13 protein-coding genes are annotated in these 16,896 nt (G+C 71.2%); 6 read left to right on the forward strand and 7 right to left on the reverse strand.

The window, feature by feature from the left end:
- Positions 1 to 230: 230 nt before the first annotated feature.
- From mmsA to iolC, 5 genes are read right to left on the reverse strand one after another with little or no spacing between them, the layout of a single operon-like run.
- Positions 231 to 1,733: a CoA-acylating methylmalonate-semialdehyde dehydrogenase gene (mmsA, locus tag ACZ7M3_RS21990; RefSeq protein WP_054231830.1), complete on the reverse strand. Its 1,503-nt coding sequence runs from the start codon at positions 1,731 to 1,733 to the stop codon at positions 231 to 233.
- A 14-nt stretch (positions 1,734 to 1,747) separates the two neighbouring features.
- Positions 1,748 to 3,631, reverse strand: coding sequence for a 3D-(3,5/4)-trihydroxycyclohexane-1,2-dione acylhydrolase (decyclizing) (gene iolD / locus ACZ7M3_RS21995; protein WP_095854557.1), 1,884 nt, complete (start codon positions 3,629 to 3,631; stop codon positions 1,748 to 1,750).
- Complete coding sequence (gene iolB / locus ACZ7M3_RS22000; protein WP_472065346.1) at positions 3,628 to 4,488, reverse strand: 5-deoxy-glucuronate isomerase; 861 nt, start codon at positions 4,486 to 4,488, stop codon at positions 3,628 to 3,630. The genes iolD and iolB overlap by 4 nt, the downstream gene beginning before the upstream one ends.
- A gap of 7 nt (positions 4,489 to 4,495) precedes the next feature.
- Positions 4,496 to 5,383, reverse strand: a complete 888-nt coding sequence (locus ACZ7M3_RS22005; protein ID WP_472065594.1) for a Cgl0159 family (beta/alpha)8-fold protein — start codon at positions 5,381 to 5,383, stop codon at positions 4,496 to 4,498.
- A 59-nt stretch (positions 5,384 to 5,442) separates the two neighbouring features.
- Positions 5,443 to 6,393, reverse strand: a complete 951-nt coding sequence (iolC, locus tag ACZ7M3_RS22010; protein ID WP_472065348.1) for a 5-dehydro-2-deoxygluconokinase — start codon at positions 6,391 to 6,393, stop codon at positions 5,443 to 5,445.
- A gap of 123 nt (positions 6,394 to 6,516) precedes the next feature.
- Here iolC and ACZ7M3_RS22015 point away from each other — a divergent pair, with 123 nt between their 5' ends.
- Both ACZ7M3_RS22015 and ACZ7M3_RS22020 read left to right on the forward strand, forming a co-directional pair.
- Entirely contained in the window at positions 6,517 to 7,446 is a 930-nt protein-coding gene (locus ACZ7M3_RS22015) for a sugar phosphate isomerase/epimerase family protein (RefSeq protein WP_097225833.1), read from the forward strand.
- A gap of 498 nt (positions 7,447 to 7,944) precedes the next feature.
- Positions 7,945 to 8,142: a helix-turn-helix transcriptional regulator gene (locus tag ACZ7M3_RS22020; RefSeq protein ID WP_054231835.1), complete on the forward strand. Its 198-nt coding sequence runs from the start codon at positions 7,945 to 7,947 to the stop codon at positions 8,140 to 8,142.
- 109 nt (positions 8,143 to 8,251) lie between these two features.
- Here ACZ7M3_RS22020 and ACZ7M3_RS22025 read toward each other — a convergent pair whose 3' ends face one another.
- Entirely contained in the window at positions 8,252 to 9,286 is a 1,035-nt protein-coding gene (locus ACZ7M3_RS22025; RefSeq protein WP_472065350.1) for a zinc-dependent alcohol dehydrogenase family protein, read from the reverse strand.
- A 44-nt stretch (positions 9,287 to 9,330) separates the two neighbouring features.
- Positions 9,331 to 11,580, reverse strand: a complete 2,250-nt coding sequence (locus ACZ7M3_RS22030) for an MMPL family transporter (protein ID WP_472065352.1) — start codon at positions 11,578 to 11,580, stop codon at positions 9,331 to 9,333.
- Between the two features lie 593 nt (positions 11,581 to 12,173).
- On the opposite strand from ACZ7M3_RS22030, the gene ACZ7M3_RS22035 reads away from it, so the two are divergent.
- The 4 genes from ACZ7M3_RS22035 (at position 12,174) to ACZ7M3_RS22050 (ending at position 16,668) form a co-directional block, all read left to right on the forward strand.
- Positions 12,174 to 12,797 carry a TetR/AcrR family transcriptional regulator gene (locus tag ACZ7M3_RS22035; RefSeq protein ID WP_472065595.1) on the forward strand — a complete coding sequence of 208 codons (624 nt, stop codon included), beginning with the start codon at positions 12,174 to 12,176 and terminating at the stop codon, positions 12,795 to 12,797.
- Positions 12,798 to 12,927: 130 nt separating this feature from the next.
- Positions 12,928 to 13,878: a PrsW family intramembrane metalloprotease gene (locus tag ACZ7M3_RS22040; RefSeq protein WP_472065354.1), complete on the forward strand. Its 951-nt coding sequence runs from the start codon at positions 12,928 to 12,930 to the stop codon at positions 13,876 to 13,878.
- A gap of 64 nt (positions 13,879 to 13,942) precedes the next feature.
- Complete coding sequence (locus tag ACZ7M3_RS22045) at positions 13,943 to 14,182, forward strand: heavy-metal-associated domain-containing protein (protein WP_452966008.1); 240 nt, start codon at positions 13,943 to 13,945, stop codon at positions 14,180 to 14,182.
- 182 nt (positions 14,183 to 14,364) lie between these two features.
- Entirely contained in the window at positions 14,365 to 16,668 is a 2,304-nt protein-coding gene (locus tag ACZ7M3_RS22050) for a heavy metal translocating P-type ATPase (protein ID WP_472065356.1), read from the forward strand.
- Positions 16,669 to 16,896: the final 228 nt, after the last annotated feature.

A 16,896-nucleotide genomic window follows, 5' to 3' on the forward strand; every position in this document is an offset into this window, starting at 1 on the left:
GGCTGGAGGAGGCCTTCGACACCGGTCCGTCTGGAGCAGAACATCGGCAGCATGAGGGTCACCACGGACTTCGCGAAGTTCGGTGCCACGGCCGGGGTCGAGGCGCCGCCGACCGCGCGGACCGGTGACATGACCGAGGAGCTGAGGGCCACCGCCCAGCAGCAGAGCTGAGCACGCGAACACGGCGGTGCCCCGCCCCCGGGACGGCGGGCGGGGCACCGGCAGGTCGCTCAGTGGTTGCGCGGGAAGCCCAGGTCCACGCCGGTCGGGGCGTCGGCCGGGTCGGGCCAGCGGGTGGTGACGACCTTGCCGCGGGTGTAGAAGTGCGTGCCGTCGTTGCCGTAGATGTGGTGGTCCCCGAAGAGGGAGTCCTTCCAGCCGCCGAAGGAGTGGTAGCCGACGGGCACCGGGATCGGCACGTTCACGCCGACCATGCCCGCCTCGACCTCCAGCTGGAAGCGGCGGGCGGCGCCGCCGTCCCGGGTGAAGATCGCGGTGCCGTTGCCGAAGGGCGACGCGTTGATGAGGGCGACACCCTCCTCGTAGGTGTCCACGCGCAGCACGCACAGCACCGGGCCGAAGATCTCGTCCTTGTACGCGTCCGAGGTCACCGGCACCCTGTCGAGCAGCGAGAGGCCGATCCAGTGGCCGTCCTCGTACCCCTCGACCGTGTACCCGGTGCCGTCGAGGACGACCTCGGAGCCCTGCGCCGCCGCGCCCGTGACGTAGGACGCCACCTTGTCGCGGTGCACGGCCGTGATCAACGGACCCATCTCCGAGGTCGGGTCGTTGCCCGGGCCGATCTTGATCTTCTCGGCGCGCTCGCGGATCTTCTCCACCAGCGCGTCGCCGACCGAGCCGACCGCGACGACGGCGGAGATGGCCATGCAGCGCTCGCCGGCGGAGCCGTAGGCGGCCGACACGGCGGCGTCCGCGGCCGCGTCCAGGTCGGCGTCCGGGAGCACGAGCATGTGGTTCTTGGCGCCGCCCAGGGCCTGCACGCGCTTGCCGTTCGCGGAGGCCGTGGTGTGGATGTAGCGGGCGATCGGGGTCGAGCCGACGAAGGACACCGCCTTGACGTCCGGGTGCTCCAGAAGGCGGTCGACGGCCACCTTGTCACCGTGGACGACGTTGAAGACACCGTCGGGCAGACCGGCCTCGGCGAGCAGCTCGGCGACCTTCATGGCGGCCGACGGATCCTTCTCGGACGGCTTCAGCACGAAGGTGTTGCCGCACGCGATGGCGATCGGGAACATCCACATCGGCACCATGGCCGGGAAGTTGAACGGCGTGATGCCCGCGACGACGCCCAGCGGCTGCCGGATCGACGCCACGTCGACCTTGGAGGCCACCTCGGTCGACAGCTCGCCCTTGAGCTGCACGGTGATCCCGCACGCCAGGTCGACGATCTCCAGACCGCGCGCCACCTCGCCGAGCGCGTCCGAGTGCACCTTGCCGTGCTCGGCGGTGATCAGCTCGGCGATCGCGTCCCGGTTCGCGTCGAGCAGCGCCCGGAACTTGAAGAGGATCGTGGACCGCTTGGCCAGCGAGGACTGGCCCCAGGTCGCGTACGCGTCCTTGGCCGCGGCGACCGCGGCGTCCACCTCGTCGACGGTCGCGAAGGCGACCCGGGTGGTCACGGCGCCGGTCGCCGGGTCGGTGACCGGCCCGTACGTACCCGACGCACCCTCGACAGTCTTGCCACCGATCCAGTGGTTGACGGTCTTCGTCATGGCCAAAAACTCCTTCACAGATGGCGGCGTCGGGCGGCGACGTGCCGGTCGTACTCCTCACGTGCCTTGACCGCCGACGATCGGGTCGCGGTCTCGGCCACAGGTACATCCCACCAGGCTTGGGCCGGGGGCGCGCCCGACACAGTGTCTGCCGTTTCGGTCTCCACGTAGACACATGTGGGAGTGTCCGCGGCGCGCGCCTCGGCAAGGGCCGCCCGCAGGTCACGGACGGTCTTCGCGCGCAGCACCCGCATGCCGAGGCTGGCCGCGTTGGCGGCGAGATCGACGGGCAGCGGCGCCCCCGTGTACGTACGGTCCTCGGAGCGGTAGCGGTAGGCGGTGCCGTACCGCTCGGCGCCCACGGACTCGGAGAGGCCGCCGATGGAGGCGTACCCGTGGTTCTGGAGTATGAGGACCTTGATCGCGACGCCCTCCTGCACGGCGGTGACGATCTCGGTCGGCATCATCAGGTAGGTGCCGTCGCCGACCAGCGCCCACACGGGCCGGTCGGGGGCCGCCATCCGGACGCCGATCGCGGCCGGGATCTCGTAGCCCATGCACGAGTAGCCGTACTCGACGTGGTATTGGTCGCGCGACCGGGCCCGCCACAGTTTGTGCAGGTCACCGGGGAGCGAGCCGGCCGCGTTGATCAGGATGTCGTCCTCGGTGACGAGCTCGTCGAGGACGCCGAGGACCTGCGGCTGGGTGGGCCGGATGTCGATGTCCTCGGCCTCGTACGCCGCGTCGACGCGGTACTCCCAGCGCTCCTTGTCGTCCGTGTACTCGGTGGCGTACGCGGGCTCCACGCGGTGCCCGTGCAGCAGCAGCGCCTCGGTGAGCGCTTCGAGGCCGGCCCGCGCGTCCGCGATCAGCGGGATCCCCGACAGCTTGTGACCGTCGTACGGCGCGATGTTGAGGTTCAGGAAGCGGACGTTCGAGGCGGTGAAGAGGGTGCCGGAGGCGGTGGTGAAGTCGGTGTAGCGGGTGCCGACGCCGATCACCAGGTCGGCGGTGCGGGCGAGCTCGTTCGCGGTCGCCGTGCCGGTGTGTCCGACACCGCCGACGTCCTGCGGGTGGTCCCACTTCAGTGATCCCTTGCCCGCCTGCGTGGAGGCGACGGGGATGCGGGTGGTGGCGGCGAGTTCGGCGAGCACGTCCTCGGCGCGGCTGTGGTGGACCCCGCCGCCCGCGACGATCAGCGGACGCCGGGCCTCACGGATCGCCGTGACGGCGGCGGCCAGCTCGGAGGCGTCGGCCGCCGGACGGCGCACGGTCCAGGTCCGCTCCTGGAAGAACTCCTCCGGCCAGTCGTACGCCTCCGCCTGCACGTCCTGCGGCAGCGCGAGCGTGACGGCGCCGGTCTCGACCGGGTCGGTGAGCACGCGCATGGCCTGCAGGGCGGCGGGGATCAGCGCCTCGGGCCGGGTGACGCGGTCGAAGTACTTCGACACCGGGCGCAGACAGTCGTTGACCGACACATCGCCGGCGTAGGGGACTTCCAGCTGCTGGAGGACCGGGTCGGCGGGGCGGGTCGCGAAGATGTCGCCGGGCAGCAGGAGCACCGGGAGGTGGTTGATCGTCGCGAGCGCGGCGCCGGTGACGAGGTTGGTGGCGCCCGGTCCGATGGAGGTGGTCACGGCGTGCGCCGACAGCCGGTTGGACTGGCGTGCGAAGCCGACCGCCGCGTGCACCATCGACTGCTCGTTACGGCCCTGGTGGTAGGGCATCTCGTCGGCGTACTCGATCAGCGCCTGGCCGAGTCCGGCGACGTTGCCGTGACCGAAAATGCCCCAGGTGGCGCCGATCAGCCGCCGCCGCTCGCCGTCCCGCTCCGTGTACTGGGCTGCCAGGAAGCGCACCAGCGCCTGTGCGACCGTCAGCCTCGTCGTTGAGGTCATCGGTATCCCTCTGTGCTCTCTAGATGTCCCGGGTGGAAGCAGATCCGCCACTCCCTCTCCTCGCCCGGTCCGGCCATCACGTTCAGGTAGTACATGGTGTGGCCGGGCTGGGCGATGGACGGGCCGTGCCATCCGTCGGGGACGAGGACGGCATCGCCGGTGCGGACCTCGGCGAGGACGTCGGATCCGCCCTCGCGCGAAGGGAATACGCGCTGATAGCCGAATCCGTTCGGGCCGTCGATCTCGAAGTAGTAGATCTCCTCCAGCTCCGACTCGACACCGGGCCGATGCTCGTCGTGCTTGTGCGGCGGATACGAGGACCAGTTGCCGCCGGGCGTGATGACCTCGACGGCGATGAGCTTGTCGCACTCGAAGGCGTCGGCGGAGGCGAAATTGCGCACCTGACGTGCGCAGTCGCCACTGCCTCGGTCTTCGACGGGGACCTCCGGCGCGGGGCCGTAGCGGGCGGGGAGTCGGCGCTCGCACTTCGCTCCTGCCAGGGCGAAGCGGCCTCCCGCGCCGGAGGCGATCTGGGCCCGGGCGTCACGGGGCACGTACGCGAAGTCGGAGACCCCCGCGAACACGCTTTCCCTGCCCAGGATTTGGAACTCTTCGTCCTCTGTGCGCACCGTACAGGCGCCGCCCAGCGGAAGCACGATCCACTCGCTGTCACCGGTGGTGAAGGTGTGGGTGCCGCCCGGTCCGAGGTCGACCACGCGCAGGCTGCTGTGGGTCCAGCCGGCGTACTTGGGGTCGATGTCGACGGCGTACAGCCCGCCGGCGGTGGCGCCCTTGGGCACGTACAGGCCGTCGCTCCGGGGCCCGTCCGTCGTCGAGTGCGTCCTGGCGTCCGTCATCGGGTCCTCACAGCAGTCCTACGGCGGTGTCCACCGCGGCGGTCACGTCCCCGTCGGCCGGGTAGAGCAGTGAGCGGCCGACGACCAGGCCCTGCACGGTGGGCAGTTGGAGCGCGCCGCGCCACTTCTCGTACGCGCTCTCCTGGTCCTCGCCGACATCCCCGCCGAGCAGTACGGCGGGCAGGGTGGAGGTCTCCATGACCCGGGCCATGTCGTCCGGGTTGTCGGTGACGGGGACCTTCAGCCAGGTGTAGGCCGAACTGCCGCCCAGACCACTGGCGATGGCGATGGACTTGATGACGGCCTCGGCGCTCAGGTCGTTGACCAGCCTGCCCCCGGGAGTGCGGCGGCTGAGGAACGGTTCGACGAAGATCGGGAGGTGGCGCTCCGCCATCTCGTCGATCGCGCGGGCGGTGGACTCGAGCGTGTTGAGCGAGCCCGGATCGTCGTAGTCGATGCGCAGCAGCAGCTTGCCCGCGTCGAAGCCGAGCCGCTCGATGTCCTGCGGACGGTGGCCGGTGAAACGGTCGTCCAGCTCGTACGAGGCGCCCTGGAGGCCGCCGCGGTTCATCGAGCCGAGGACCACCTTGTGGTCGAGGGCGCCCAGGAGCAGCAGGTCGTCGAGGATGTCGGCGGTCGCGAGGACGCCGTCGACGCCGGGGCGGGAGAGCGCGAGGCAGAGGCGTTCCAGCAGGTCCGCGCGGTTCGCCATGGCGAACTTGCGGTCGCCGACGGCGAGCGCCCCGCGGGCCGGATGGTCCGCGGCGATGATCATCAGCCGCCCGTTGTCGCCCACGAGGGGGCGGCGGGGGCGGCGCGCGGCGGCCTCGGCGACGGCTTCGGGGCGGCGGGCGCGGAGCCGGACGAGCTCCGCCGCGTCGACGGTTCGGGGCAGCGGGGAGGGAGCCGGGGGCAGGACGGGGTCTCCCCCCTCGTGTCCCACGCGTCCCGCCCTCATCGGACCGCTCCCGCCGTGAGCGCGTCCTCGACCTCTTCGGCGGTCGGCATCGCGGAGGAGCACTCCAGCCGGGAGGCGACGATGGCACCGGCCGCGTTGGCGTGCCGCATGATCCGCTCCAGGTCCCAGCCGGCGAGCAGGCCGTGGCAGAGGGAACCGCCGAACGCGTCACCGGCGCCGAGGCCGTTGAGGACCGTCACCGGGAGCGGCGGGACCTCGGCCGACGTGCCGTCGCGATGGACGGCGAGGACGCCCTTGGGGCCCTGTTTGACGACGGCGAGTTCGACGCCCGCCTCGAGGAGGGCCTCGGCCGCCGCGTGCGGTTCGCGGACGCCGGTGGCGATCTCGACCTCGTCGAGGTTGCCGACGGCGACGGTGGTGTGGCGCAGGGCCTCGGCGTAGAACGGGCGGGCGGACTCAAGGTCCTTCCAGAACATGGGCCGCCAGTCGAGGTCGAAGACCGTCGTGGCGGACTTGGCGCGGTGGGCGAGCGCGGCGAGCGTCGCCGTCCGGCTGGGCTCCTCGCTCAGGCCGGTCCCGGTCACCCAGAAGATGCGCGCCTCACGGACGGCGTCCAGGTCGAGGTCGTGCGCGTCGATCTCCAGGTCCGGGGCCTTGGGCTGCCGGTAGAAGTACAGCGGGAAGTCGTCGGGCGGGAAGATCTCGCAGAACGTCACCGGGGTGGGCAGCCCGGCGACCGGGGTGACCCAGCGGTCGTCCACGCCGAAGCCGCGCAGCGCCTCGTGGAGGTACGCGCCGAAGGGGTCGTCACCGGTGCGCGTGATCACCGCCGTACGCCGTCCGAGCCGGGACGCGGCCACCGCGACGTTCGTCGCCGAGCCGCCCAGGAACTTCCCGAAGGACGTCACCTGCGCCAGCGGGACCCCCGTCTGCAACGGGTAGAGGTCCACACCGATCCGCCCCATGGTGATCAGGTCGTACGCCATCGAGTTCCCTTCGCTTCGGCTCCCCCCAAGGTCTAGCGCCGCGCGGGGAGCCCTGTCAACAGTTTGTCCGGACATTCGGACCAGGCCTTGACACCTCCCTCGTACCGCCCGAAGCTGACGCCCATGACGTCGTTGTCACCGCAGGCATCACCTCAGTCCTCACTGTCCCGCATCCGGATCGGTTCGGCTCCGGACTCCTGGGGCGTCTGGTTCCCCGACGACCCTCAGCAGGTCCCCTGGCAGCGCTTCCTCGACGAGGTCTCCCAGTCCGGGTACGAGTGGATCGAGCTGGGCCCCTACGGCTATCTGCCCACGGATCCGGCGGTGCTCAAGGAGGAGACCGCGCGGCGCGGGCTCACCGTGTCGGCCGGCACCGTCTTCACCGGACTGCACCGGGGTCCCGAGGTGTGGGACGCCACCTGGGCGCACGTCTCGGACATCGCCGCGCTCACCCAGGCGATGGGCGCCGAGCACCTCGTCGTCATCCCGGCGTTCTGGCGGGACGACAAGACGGGCGAGGTGCTGGAGGACAGCGCGCTGACGCCGACACAGTGGCGCAATCTGACCGCTCAGACCGAGCGGCTCGCCCATGAGGTGCGGGAGCGCTACGGGCTGAAGATCGTCGTCCACCCGCACGCGGACACGCACATCGACAGCGAGGAGAACGTCACGCGTTTCCTCGACGCGACCGACTCCTCCCTGGTGTCGCTGTGCCTGGACACCGGCCACTACGCGTACTGCGGCGGCGACAGCGTCAAGCTCATCGAGACCTACGGGGAGCGCATCGGCTACCTCCACCTCAAGCAGGTGGATCCGCTGGTCCTGGCCGAAGTGCGGGCGGACGAGGTCCCGTTCGGGCCCGCGGTGGCCAAGGGCGTGATGTGCGAACCGCCGTCCGGCGTACCGGCGCTCGAGCCCGTCCTCGCCGCCGCCCAGAAGCTCGACGTCGAACTCTTCGCCATCGTCGAACAGGACATGTACCCGTGCCCGCCGGACAAGCCGCTGCCGATCGCCCAGCGCACCCGGGCGTTCCTGAGGTCCTGCGGAGCGTGACCGCTTCACCGTGAATGCTTCACCGTCACCGCTTCACCGAATGCTTCACCGTCACCGCTTCATAGTGTCCCGCGGAGCCTGACCCTCCGCGGGGGGCCGTGGGGCCCGTCGAGTGCCCGGGGCTCGGCGGGCCTTCCGGCGTCGCCGTACCGCGTTGCACCAACAGTGTTCCCCGAGGGCGGGCGGCGGCGGGAGGGCCGATGGTGACGCGAATCGTCTCGCGGGCGGGGCACGGTCCCGGCGGTTCCTGCCCCGTCGCGCATACGTCTCGACGGTCCCCTCGGCGCGAAATGCGTCACGCGTGTCACAAAAACCACCGCCCTGTCACACATGTCGCGTGTCCGCGATTCTTGCGTCACACCTGGCCAACAGGCCCTGCCCTGCGGTCACTCCGTGTCGTTCAACGAGCGCAGGCTTTGTGATCGCCAGCGCAGCGCCCGGCTCCCCCGACGGCCAGCCCCCGGCCGCCGCCGCGACGCGCGCAGGGAGGTGCCACTCATGACCGACCGTAGGCTCTGGTCGTACAAGGAGATCGCGGCGCACATCAAGGTGCAGCCGGACACCGTGCGGTCGTACCGCAAGCACGGACTGCTGCCGCCGCCCGACCACGTGGAGAGCGGGAAGCCCTACTGGTACGCGGACACCGTCCGCGCCTGGGTCGCCTCCCGCCCCGGAAACCGCGGTCGAAGAGACTGACCACGGGCCCCGTCCCACTCGCCACGCCCACTCACGGTGTCCACGCGCCGCGCCCACGCGCTGTGCCCCGCCCCTCGCCCGGGGTGCGGGGCACCGCCCCTGTCCGGGTTCAGCTCCACGGCTCGATGACCGTCACCCCCGCCCCCGGCGCCGTCCCCATCGCCGCCAGGGCAGCAGGGACCGCGTCCAGCGGGATGGTGGAGGTGACCAGGAGGTCGGGGCGGAGCACCCCGGCGCGGACCAGTTCGAGCATGCGGGGGTAGGCGTGTGCCTGCATGCCGTGGCTGCCCAGGAGTTCGAGTTCGAGGCCGATCACCCGGGCCATCGGAACCGCGGGGTCCTCGGGCAGCAGACCGACCTGGACGTGGCGCCCCCGGCGGCGCAGACCGCTCACCGAGGCCGCGCAGGTGACCGGGGAGCCGAGCGCGTCGAGGGAGAGATGAACACCGCCGCCGGTCAGCTCCCGGACCGCCGCCGCCGTGTCCCCGACCCGTGAGGCGTCCACGACCTCCACCGCGCCGAACTTCCGTGCCAGGTCCAGGGCCTGGGGTGAGAGGTCCACGGCCACGACCCGCGCCCCGGCCGCCGCCGCGATCATCACCGCCGACAGGCCCACACCTCCGCAGCCGTGCACCGCGACCCACTCCCCCGCCGCCACCCGGCCCTGCGCGACCACCGCGCGGAACGCCGTGGCGAACCGGCAGCCCAGCGACGCCGCCGTCGCGAAGGACAGCTCGTCCGGCACCGCCACCAGGTTCACCTCGGCGTGGTCGAGTGCCACGTACTGGGCGAAGGAACCCCAGTGGGTGAACCCCGGCTGGGTCTGCCGCTCGCACACCTGCTGGTCACCCGCGGCGCAGGAGGGACACGTCCCGCAGGCGCAGACGAACGGGACGGTGACCCGGTCGCCGGGGCGCCAGTTGGTCACCCGCGCACCGACCGCTTCGACGGTCCCCGCGAGTTCGTGGCCCGGCACATGCGGCAGGGTGACGTCCGGGTCGTGCCCCATCCAGCCGTGCCAGTCGCTGCGGCACAGCCCGGTGGCCTCGACCCGCACCACCACCCCGTGCTCCGCGGGCACCGGGTCCGCCACCTCGCGCACCTCGGCCGGCTCCTCGTACCGCTCGAACACCACTGCCCGCATCCGTCTCGCCCCTCCGCCCGAAGATCGCCCTTCCGGGGCGAACGCTATCCGCGCGCCTCGACCTTGTCCCGCTCCCGGTCGCCCTCCCTGTCGTCCTCCCGATCGTGCTCCTGGTCGTGCTCCCGGTCGTCCGCCTGTCGGGTGCCGTCCCGCTCCGCCTCGCCCTCGCTCAGTCCGAACCGGTCGTGGAAGCGCCGCAGCGGCCCCGGTGCCCACCAGGTCGCGCGGCCCGTGAGGCGCATGACCGCCGGGACCAGCAGGCTGCGGACGACCATCGCGTCCATCAGCACCGCGAGCGCGATGCCCAGGCCGAGCATCTTGGTGTTGGTCACGCGTGAGGTGCCGATCGCGACCATCACGACGGCGAGGATGACCGCGGCCGCGGTGATGAGTCCGCCGGTGCGCTGGAGGCCGAAGCGGACCGCCTCCCGGTGGTCGCCCGTGTGGTCGTACTCCTCCTTCATCCGGGAGAGCAGGAAGACTCCGTAGTCCATGGAGAGGCCGAAAGCGACGCAGAACATGAGGACGGGGAGCGTCGTCTCTATCGATCCCGGGCTGGTGAAGCCGAGCAGGCCCGACAGATGGCCGTCCTGGAAGACCCAGACCACCGCGCCGAACATCGCCGTCAGGCTGAGCGCGTTGAGCAGCACCGCCTGGATCGGGATCAGCACGCTGCCGGTGAGGAGGAAGACCAGGAGCAGGGTGACGATCGCTATGAAGGCCGCCGCCCAGGGGAGCCGGTCGGCTATCGCGTGCTTGGAGTCGACCAGGACCGCCGCCGTGCCGGTCACCGCCGTGTCGAACGGGGCCTGCGTCGCTCGCAGTTCGCGCACCAGCCGCTGGGCTCCGTCGCCGACGGCCTCACCCTTCGGCAGCACCGTGAAGTAGGCCGAGTCGCCCTGTGCCAGGGGTCCGTCCACCCGCAGCACCTCGGGCAGCGCGGCGATCCGGTTCTTGTAGGCCGTGTACTGGGCCTCGGTCGCCCGGCCCTCCGCGAGCACCTCCAGGGCACCACCGGGGCTGCCCGGGAAGCCGTCCCGTATGTGCTGCTGGACGACGTGGGACTCGGCGCCCGAGGGCAGCTGGCGGTCGTCCGCGGTGCCGAACTTCACGCCCAGGAAGGGCAGTCCGAGCACGATCAGCCCGACGGTGGTGGCGACGGCGAAGACCGGCGCCCTGCGCATGACGAGGGAGGCCATGCGTCCCCAGGCGGCCCCGTCCGCGCTCGCCGCCGGCCGGCCGCGCCGGAACAGGCGGCGCAGATCCAGCGCGTTCACCCGGTGGCCGAGCAGCACCAGCGCCGCCGGGAGCAGGACCAGGGCGGCGGCCGCGGCCAGCAGCACCACGGCGATGCCCGCGTAGGCGAAGGAGCGCAGGAAGTACTGCGGGAAGAGCAGCATCGCGGCCAGGGAGACGGCGACCGTGAGGGAGGAGAAGAGGACCGTGCGGCCCGCGGTGCGCAGGGTCGTGGCGATGGCCGCAATGGCGTCTTCCCTGCTCGAACGCGCGGGAGAGCTCGGGGAAGGCGCCGCGCCCTTGGCCAGTTCCTCGCGGAATCTGCGGACGATGAACAGGGCGTAGTCGATGGCGAGGCCGAGTCCCAGGGCCGTGGTGAGGTTCATCGCGAAGACCGAGACGTCGGTGAACTCGGTGAGGCCGCGCAGTACCGCGTTCGTGCCCAGGATCGCGACGATGCCCACGCCGAGCGGCAGCAGGGCCGCGATCGCGCTGCCGAAGACCATCACCAGCAGCACGAGGGTCACCGGCAGGGCGATCATCTCGGCCCGGGTCAGGTCCTCGCGGATGGTCGTCTGCATCTCGTGCTGCACCGCGACCGGGCCGCCGACCCTGACCTCGACGGGCCCGTGCTTCCCTCGGTAGGAAGGCGCCAGGCGGTCCAGGGTCTCGCTCGCCGTCTTCTCGTCGCCCGTGATCCGCGCGGCGATCAGCGCCTCGTGGCCGTCCTTCGCCTTCAGCGCCGGTGCGCCCGACGCCCAGTACGAACCGACCCCCGTGACGCCCCGCTCGCCGGCGAGCCGTGCCGCGAGCCGCTTCGCCTCGGCCGCGACCGAGGGAGCGTCGACCGTGGCACGCCCCGAGTCGACCAGGAACAGCAGATTGGGCTGCGAGGCGGGGAACTCCCGCTCCAACGCCTTGGTCGCGTAGGTCGACTCGGCGGTCGGGTCCTGCCAGCCGCCGCTGCCCAGCCGGTCGGCGACCCCACTGCCCGCGACCACGGCGAGCGCGGTGAGCAGCAGCGCGACGCACAGGGAGAGCCGGGGGCGCGCGGTCACGAACCGGGTCCAGCCACCGACCCGGACACCGCGACCCGTTCGCGGGCCACCGCTCACCCGTCGACCGTCACTCACCCCTCGGCCGTCGCTCGCCCGTCGTCCGCCACCCGCCCGCGGACCGCTCTTCCCCGGCGGGCTTCCGCTCTCCGGCGGGCCCCCGCCCACCTGCGGTTCGTCGCCCGCGCTCGCGTCGACGCTCGCGCCCCTCCCGCGCCCCGCGCCGCTCCCGTGGCCGTCATCCGCGCTGTTGACTTCGGTCATCGTGCGGTGTCCCCTTCACCGTGACCCCCTGTCCGCGCGGCGGCATCCGTCCAACCATCCGGTCGTGTGCGCAGGCGGCAGGGGTCGACCATTGCCATAGAATGGCAAACACGAGAGGTCGCTCGCGTTTCACTAGAATGCGAGCGACCGCTCGCGTTTGTCAATCACGTTCGGAGAGCTGGGGATAACTCGTGCCCGACAAGCCCGAGACGCAGCGGACCGCCGACGCGCAGACCGTCGACAGACAGACCGCCGACGCACAGACAGCCGACGAGCGGGCGCAAACCGCCGACGAGCGACCCCGCCGACGGCAGGCCCGCGGCGAGCGCAGGATCGCCCAGCTGCTGGAGGCCGCCGCCTCCGTCTTCTGCACGACGGGCTACACCGCCGCCAGCACCAACGCCATCGCCCGCGAGGCGGGCGTCTCACCGGGCACGCTGTACCAGTTCTTCCCGAACAAAGAGGCCATCGCGATCGAGCTGGGCGACCGGCTCATGCACGAGATGCGTGACACGTACGGCGAGGCGCTGGCCCCGGTCGACCCCACGACCCCGCTGGAGGAGGCCGTGGGCGCCGCGGTCGACCGGTTCATCGCCTTCAACTGCGATCACCCCGTGTTCTTCGCGCTGATGCACGGCCCCGACATCCCGGGCCGGATCGCCGAGGAGCACGACGCCCTGCACGCGACCCTGATCTCGCGGATAGAGGGGCTGCTCTCCTCCCTCATGCCCGACGCGCCCACCACCGAGGTCACGCGCGTCGCGCACGTGTGCCTGGGCATCTACAAGGCCGGCCTGGAGCTGGTCCTCTCGAACCAGGGAGCCGAGCGCGAGGCGTACATCCGAGAGTTGAAGGACGTCCTGCTCCGCTACCTGGAGCCGCTGATCCACGAAAGGACACTCACCCCGGCGGACCTCACCGCCGACCCCGCGGAGTTCACTGCCCCAACCCCCTGACCACGCACGGCGACTCGGCCGTCGAGCGCGGCCGCTCGCGCCCCAGTCGCGGCGGAGTACCCCATACTGCGACATAGCGGACATGTGCCATAAGGTTCGGATAAATCAGACCGAGCCCAAGGGGCAAGCCGTGACCCAGAATCAGCCGCCCGGTGCGCCCCGGGCCCGCATTCCCGGACCCCAGCAGCCCCCACCGTCGTACCCCCAGATCCGCACCGGACTGTGGCGACGCTGCCTGGGCGGCGGGCTCGCGCTCTGGACGCTGACGGCGATCGTCACGTACACGACGAGGAACACCACACTGCTGCCCACCCTGATCCTGCTCGGCAGTTTCCTGGTGCCCGTCGTCTTCACACTCTGGGCGTACGAGCGCCACGGCCGCGACCTCGGCGTCCAGGCGATCCTCGGCTGCTTCCTGACCGGCGGGACCCTCGGGGTGCTGGGCACGTCGGTGATGGAGAACCACCTGCTCCACCCCTCGCTGTCGAGGTGCGTCGGCCTCGGACTGGTCGAGGAGGCGGCGAAGCTGACCGCGTTGGCGTTCGTCCTGCGCCGCCACCCCCGACTCCGGGAACTACGGGCCGGCCTCGTGCTCGGCGCGAGCGTCGGCTTCGGATTCGCGGCGCTGGAGAGCGCGGGGTACGCGTTCAACGCCGCCGTCTCCTTCAAGGGACTGGATCTGCGCGCACTGCTGGAGACGGAGATCCTGCGCGGGGTGCTCACCCCCTTCGGGCACGGCCTGTGGACGGCGATCACGGGAGCGGTGCTGCTCACGTACCGCCACCCGCACGGACGCTTCCAATACGCCGGCCCGGTGGCGGGCACCTACGTCGGCGTTTCGCTGCTGCACGCCCTGTGGGACTCGACACATGGCATCGCGCTCTGGCTGGTCGCGCGGCTGACCACGACGGGGCTCGACCGGACACTGTTCGGACTGGGGCATCCGCAGGGGCCAACCGACGAGCAGAAACATCTCTTCACGCTGTTCTCGGTGGGTGGCCTGATCATCGTGGCGCTCGCGGGGGTCGGCTGGGTGCGTTCGCTGACGCGCCGCGACTTTGCTTGGAGAAATACCCCCTAGGGGTATAGTGTTGGTGACCTGAGCAAGCCACCCGAACCCCACACGCCTCGACGAGGAGTACGCCATGACGACGCAGACCGACACCCCGGGTTCCGTCACGACCGTCTACCAGGTGAGCGGAATGAGCTGCGGGCACTGTGAGGGCTCCGTCTCCGGCGAGATCTCCGAGATCCCCGGGGTCACCTCGGTGAAGGCCGTCGCCGCCACCGGCGAGGTGACCGTGGTCTCCGCGACGCCGCTCGACGAGGAGGCCGTGCGCGCCGCCGTCGACGAGGCGGGCTTCGAGCTCGCCGACAAGGCCTGAGTCACCGGCCTCGCACTCAGCAGTCGCTCCCCCGCGCCTTCCAGTTCCCCGTATCACGGCCATCACCCGTACCACCCGTTCGCCCCGCACCACCCAGCACTTCACGCAGCTCTCCACACCGGGCCGTACCGACCAGCTGATACTGGCTCCGTACGGCCCGGCTCATTCCCTGGAGCCCGACCATGACCACCGCAGCACCCGAGCCGGCCATAGCCGAGACGGCCCAGACCACCGCGACCACCCCGGCCACCGCGACAGCCGCGCCGTCGGAGGTGGAGCTCACCATCGGCGGAATGACCTGCGCCTCCTGCGCGGCCCGCGTCGAGAAGAAGCTCAACCGCATGGACGGCGTCACCGCCACGGTCAACTTCGCGACGGAGAAGGCGAAGGTCTCGTACCCGGTGGGGGTACAGGTCGCCGACCTCATCGCCACCGTCGTGAAGACGGGATACACGGCCGAGGAACCCCCGCCGCAGCGCTTCGAAACGCCGGAACGGGCCACCGACGCCGGCGGCGCCGACGAGGACCCCGAACTCGTCTCCCTGCGCGAACGGCTCGTCGTGTCGGTCCTGCTCGCCCTCCCCGTCGTCCTGATGTCGATGGTCCCGGCGCTGCAGTTCGACAACTGGCAGTGGCTCTCGCTGACCCTCGCCGCACCCGTCGTGGTCTGGGGCGCGCTGCCCTTCCACCGGGCCGCGTTCACCAACGCGCGGCACGGCGCGGCCACCATGGACACCCTCGTCTCGGTCGGCACGCTCGCCGCGTTCGGCTGGTCCCTGTGGGCACTGTTCTGGGGGCACGCGGGCATGCCGGGCATGCGGCACGGGTTCGACCTCACCGTCTCGCGTACGGAGGGGTCGTCGACGATCTATCTGGAGGTCGCCGCGGGTGTCGTCGCGTTCATCCTGCTGGGCCGCTACCTGGAGGCCCGCTCCAAGCGGCAGGCCGGAGCAGCGCTGCGGGCACTGATGGAGCTGGGGGCCAAGGACGTCGCGGTGCTGCGGGAGGGCCGTGAGATCCGTATCCCGGTCGCGCGGATGGCGACGGGCGACCGCTTCGTCGTACGGCCCGGCGAGAAGATCGCCACCGACGGGACGGTGGTGGAGGGTTCCTCCGCCGTCGACGCCGCCATGCTGACGGGCGAGTCGGCGCCGGTGGACGTGACGGTGGGTTCCGGTGTCACCGGCGCGACCGTGAACGCCGGCGGACGGCTCGTCGTCGAGGCGACCCGGGTCGGCGCCGACACCCAACTCGCACGGATGGCCCGACTCGTCGAGGACGCGCAGAACGGCAAGGCCGAGGTGCAGCGCCTCGCCGACCGGATCTCCGGGATCTTCGTGCCGGTGGTGCTGGCGATCGCGCTCGGCACCTTCGGGGTGTGGCTCGGTGTCACCGGCGACACGGTCGCCGCCTTCACCGCGGCCGTCGCGGTGCTGATCATCGCCTGCCCCTGCGCCCTCGGCCTCGCGACCCCGACCGCCCTGATGGTCGGCACGGGCCGCGGCGCCCAACTCGGCATCCTCATCAAGGGCCCCGAGGTCCTGGAGTCCACGCGCCGCGTCGACACGGTCGTCCTGGACAAGACCGGCACGGTGACGACGGGACGGATGACACTGCGGGAGGTGTACGTCGTCGCCGACACCGACGAGAAGGAGCTCCTGCGGCTCGCCGGCGCCCTGGAGCACGCCTCCGAGCATCCGGTGGCCCGGGCGATCGCCGCGGGCGCCCAGGAGCGGACCGGCACCCTTCCTCCGGTGGAGCACTTCGAGAACGTCCCCGGGCTCGGCGTACGCGGGCGCGTGGAGGGTCACGACGTCCAGGTGGGACGGCTCCACGAAGGCGAGCTCCCGGAGTCGCTGGCCCTCGCCAAGGCCGAGGCGCAGACGGAGGGACGTACGGCCGTCGTGGTCACCCGGGACGGGGTGGCACTCGGTGTCGTGACCGTCGCCGACGCGATCAAGGAGACCAGCGCCGAGGCGGTGCGCGCGCTGCGCGGCCTGGGGCTCACCCCGGTCCTGCTCACCGGGGACAACCGGGCGGTCGCCCGGTCCGTGGCGCATGCCGTCGGCATCGACCCCGGGGACGTGATCGCCGAGGTGCTGCCCGAGGACAAGGTCGCCGTCGTCAAGCGCCTCCAGAGCGAGGGGCGGACCGTGGCGATGGTCGGCGACGGGGTGAACGACGCGGCGGCCCTCGCCACCGCCGACCTCGGCCTCGCGATGGGGACGGGCACGGACGCGGCGATCGAGGCGAGCGACCTGACGCTGGTCCGGGGGGATCTGCGGGTGGCGGCGGACGCGATCCGGCTGTCACGCAAGACCCTGTCCACGATCAAGGGGAACCTGGTGTGGGCGTTCGGATACAACGTGGCGGCTCTGCCGCTCGCCGGGGCCGGACTCCTCAACCCGATGATCGCGGGGGCCGCGATGGCCTTCTCGTCGGTGTTCGTGGTGACGAACAGCCTTCGACTCAGGACATTCTCATGACGACGGAGTAAGAGTCCCCCTAGAGTCCAACGGGAGCCTCACATAAGCTCTTCACAAGGCTCGCGCATCTTCCTTACGCTTGGGTCTCGGTTTGTCATATCAGGCTCTTGCGTATCTTCAGGACATACGCAAGAGACGCAGATCACAGTGATGCGAACGTAACCATCGAAGGGGTTCGTGAGTCTAAGTTGGCGATGCCGGAGACGTCTTGGGGGGCGTCTCTGACAT

Source organism: Streptomyces sp. NPDC111656 (assembly GCF_055656965.1).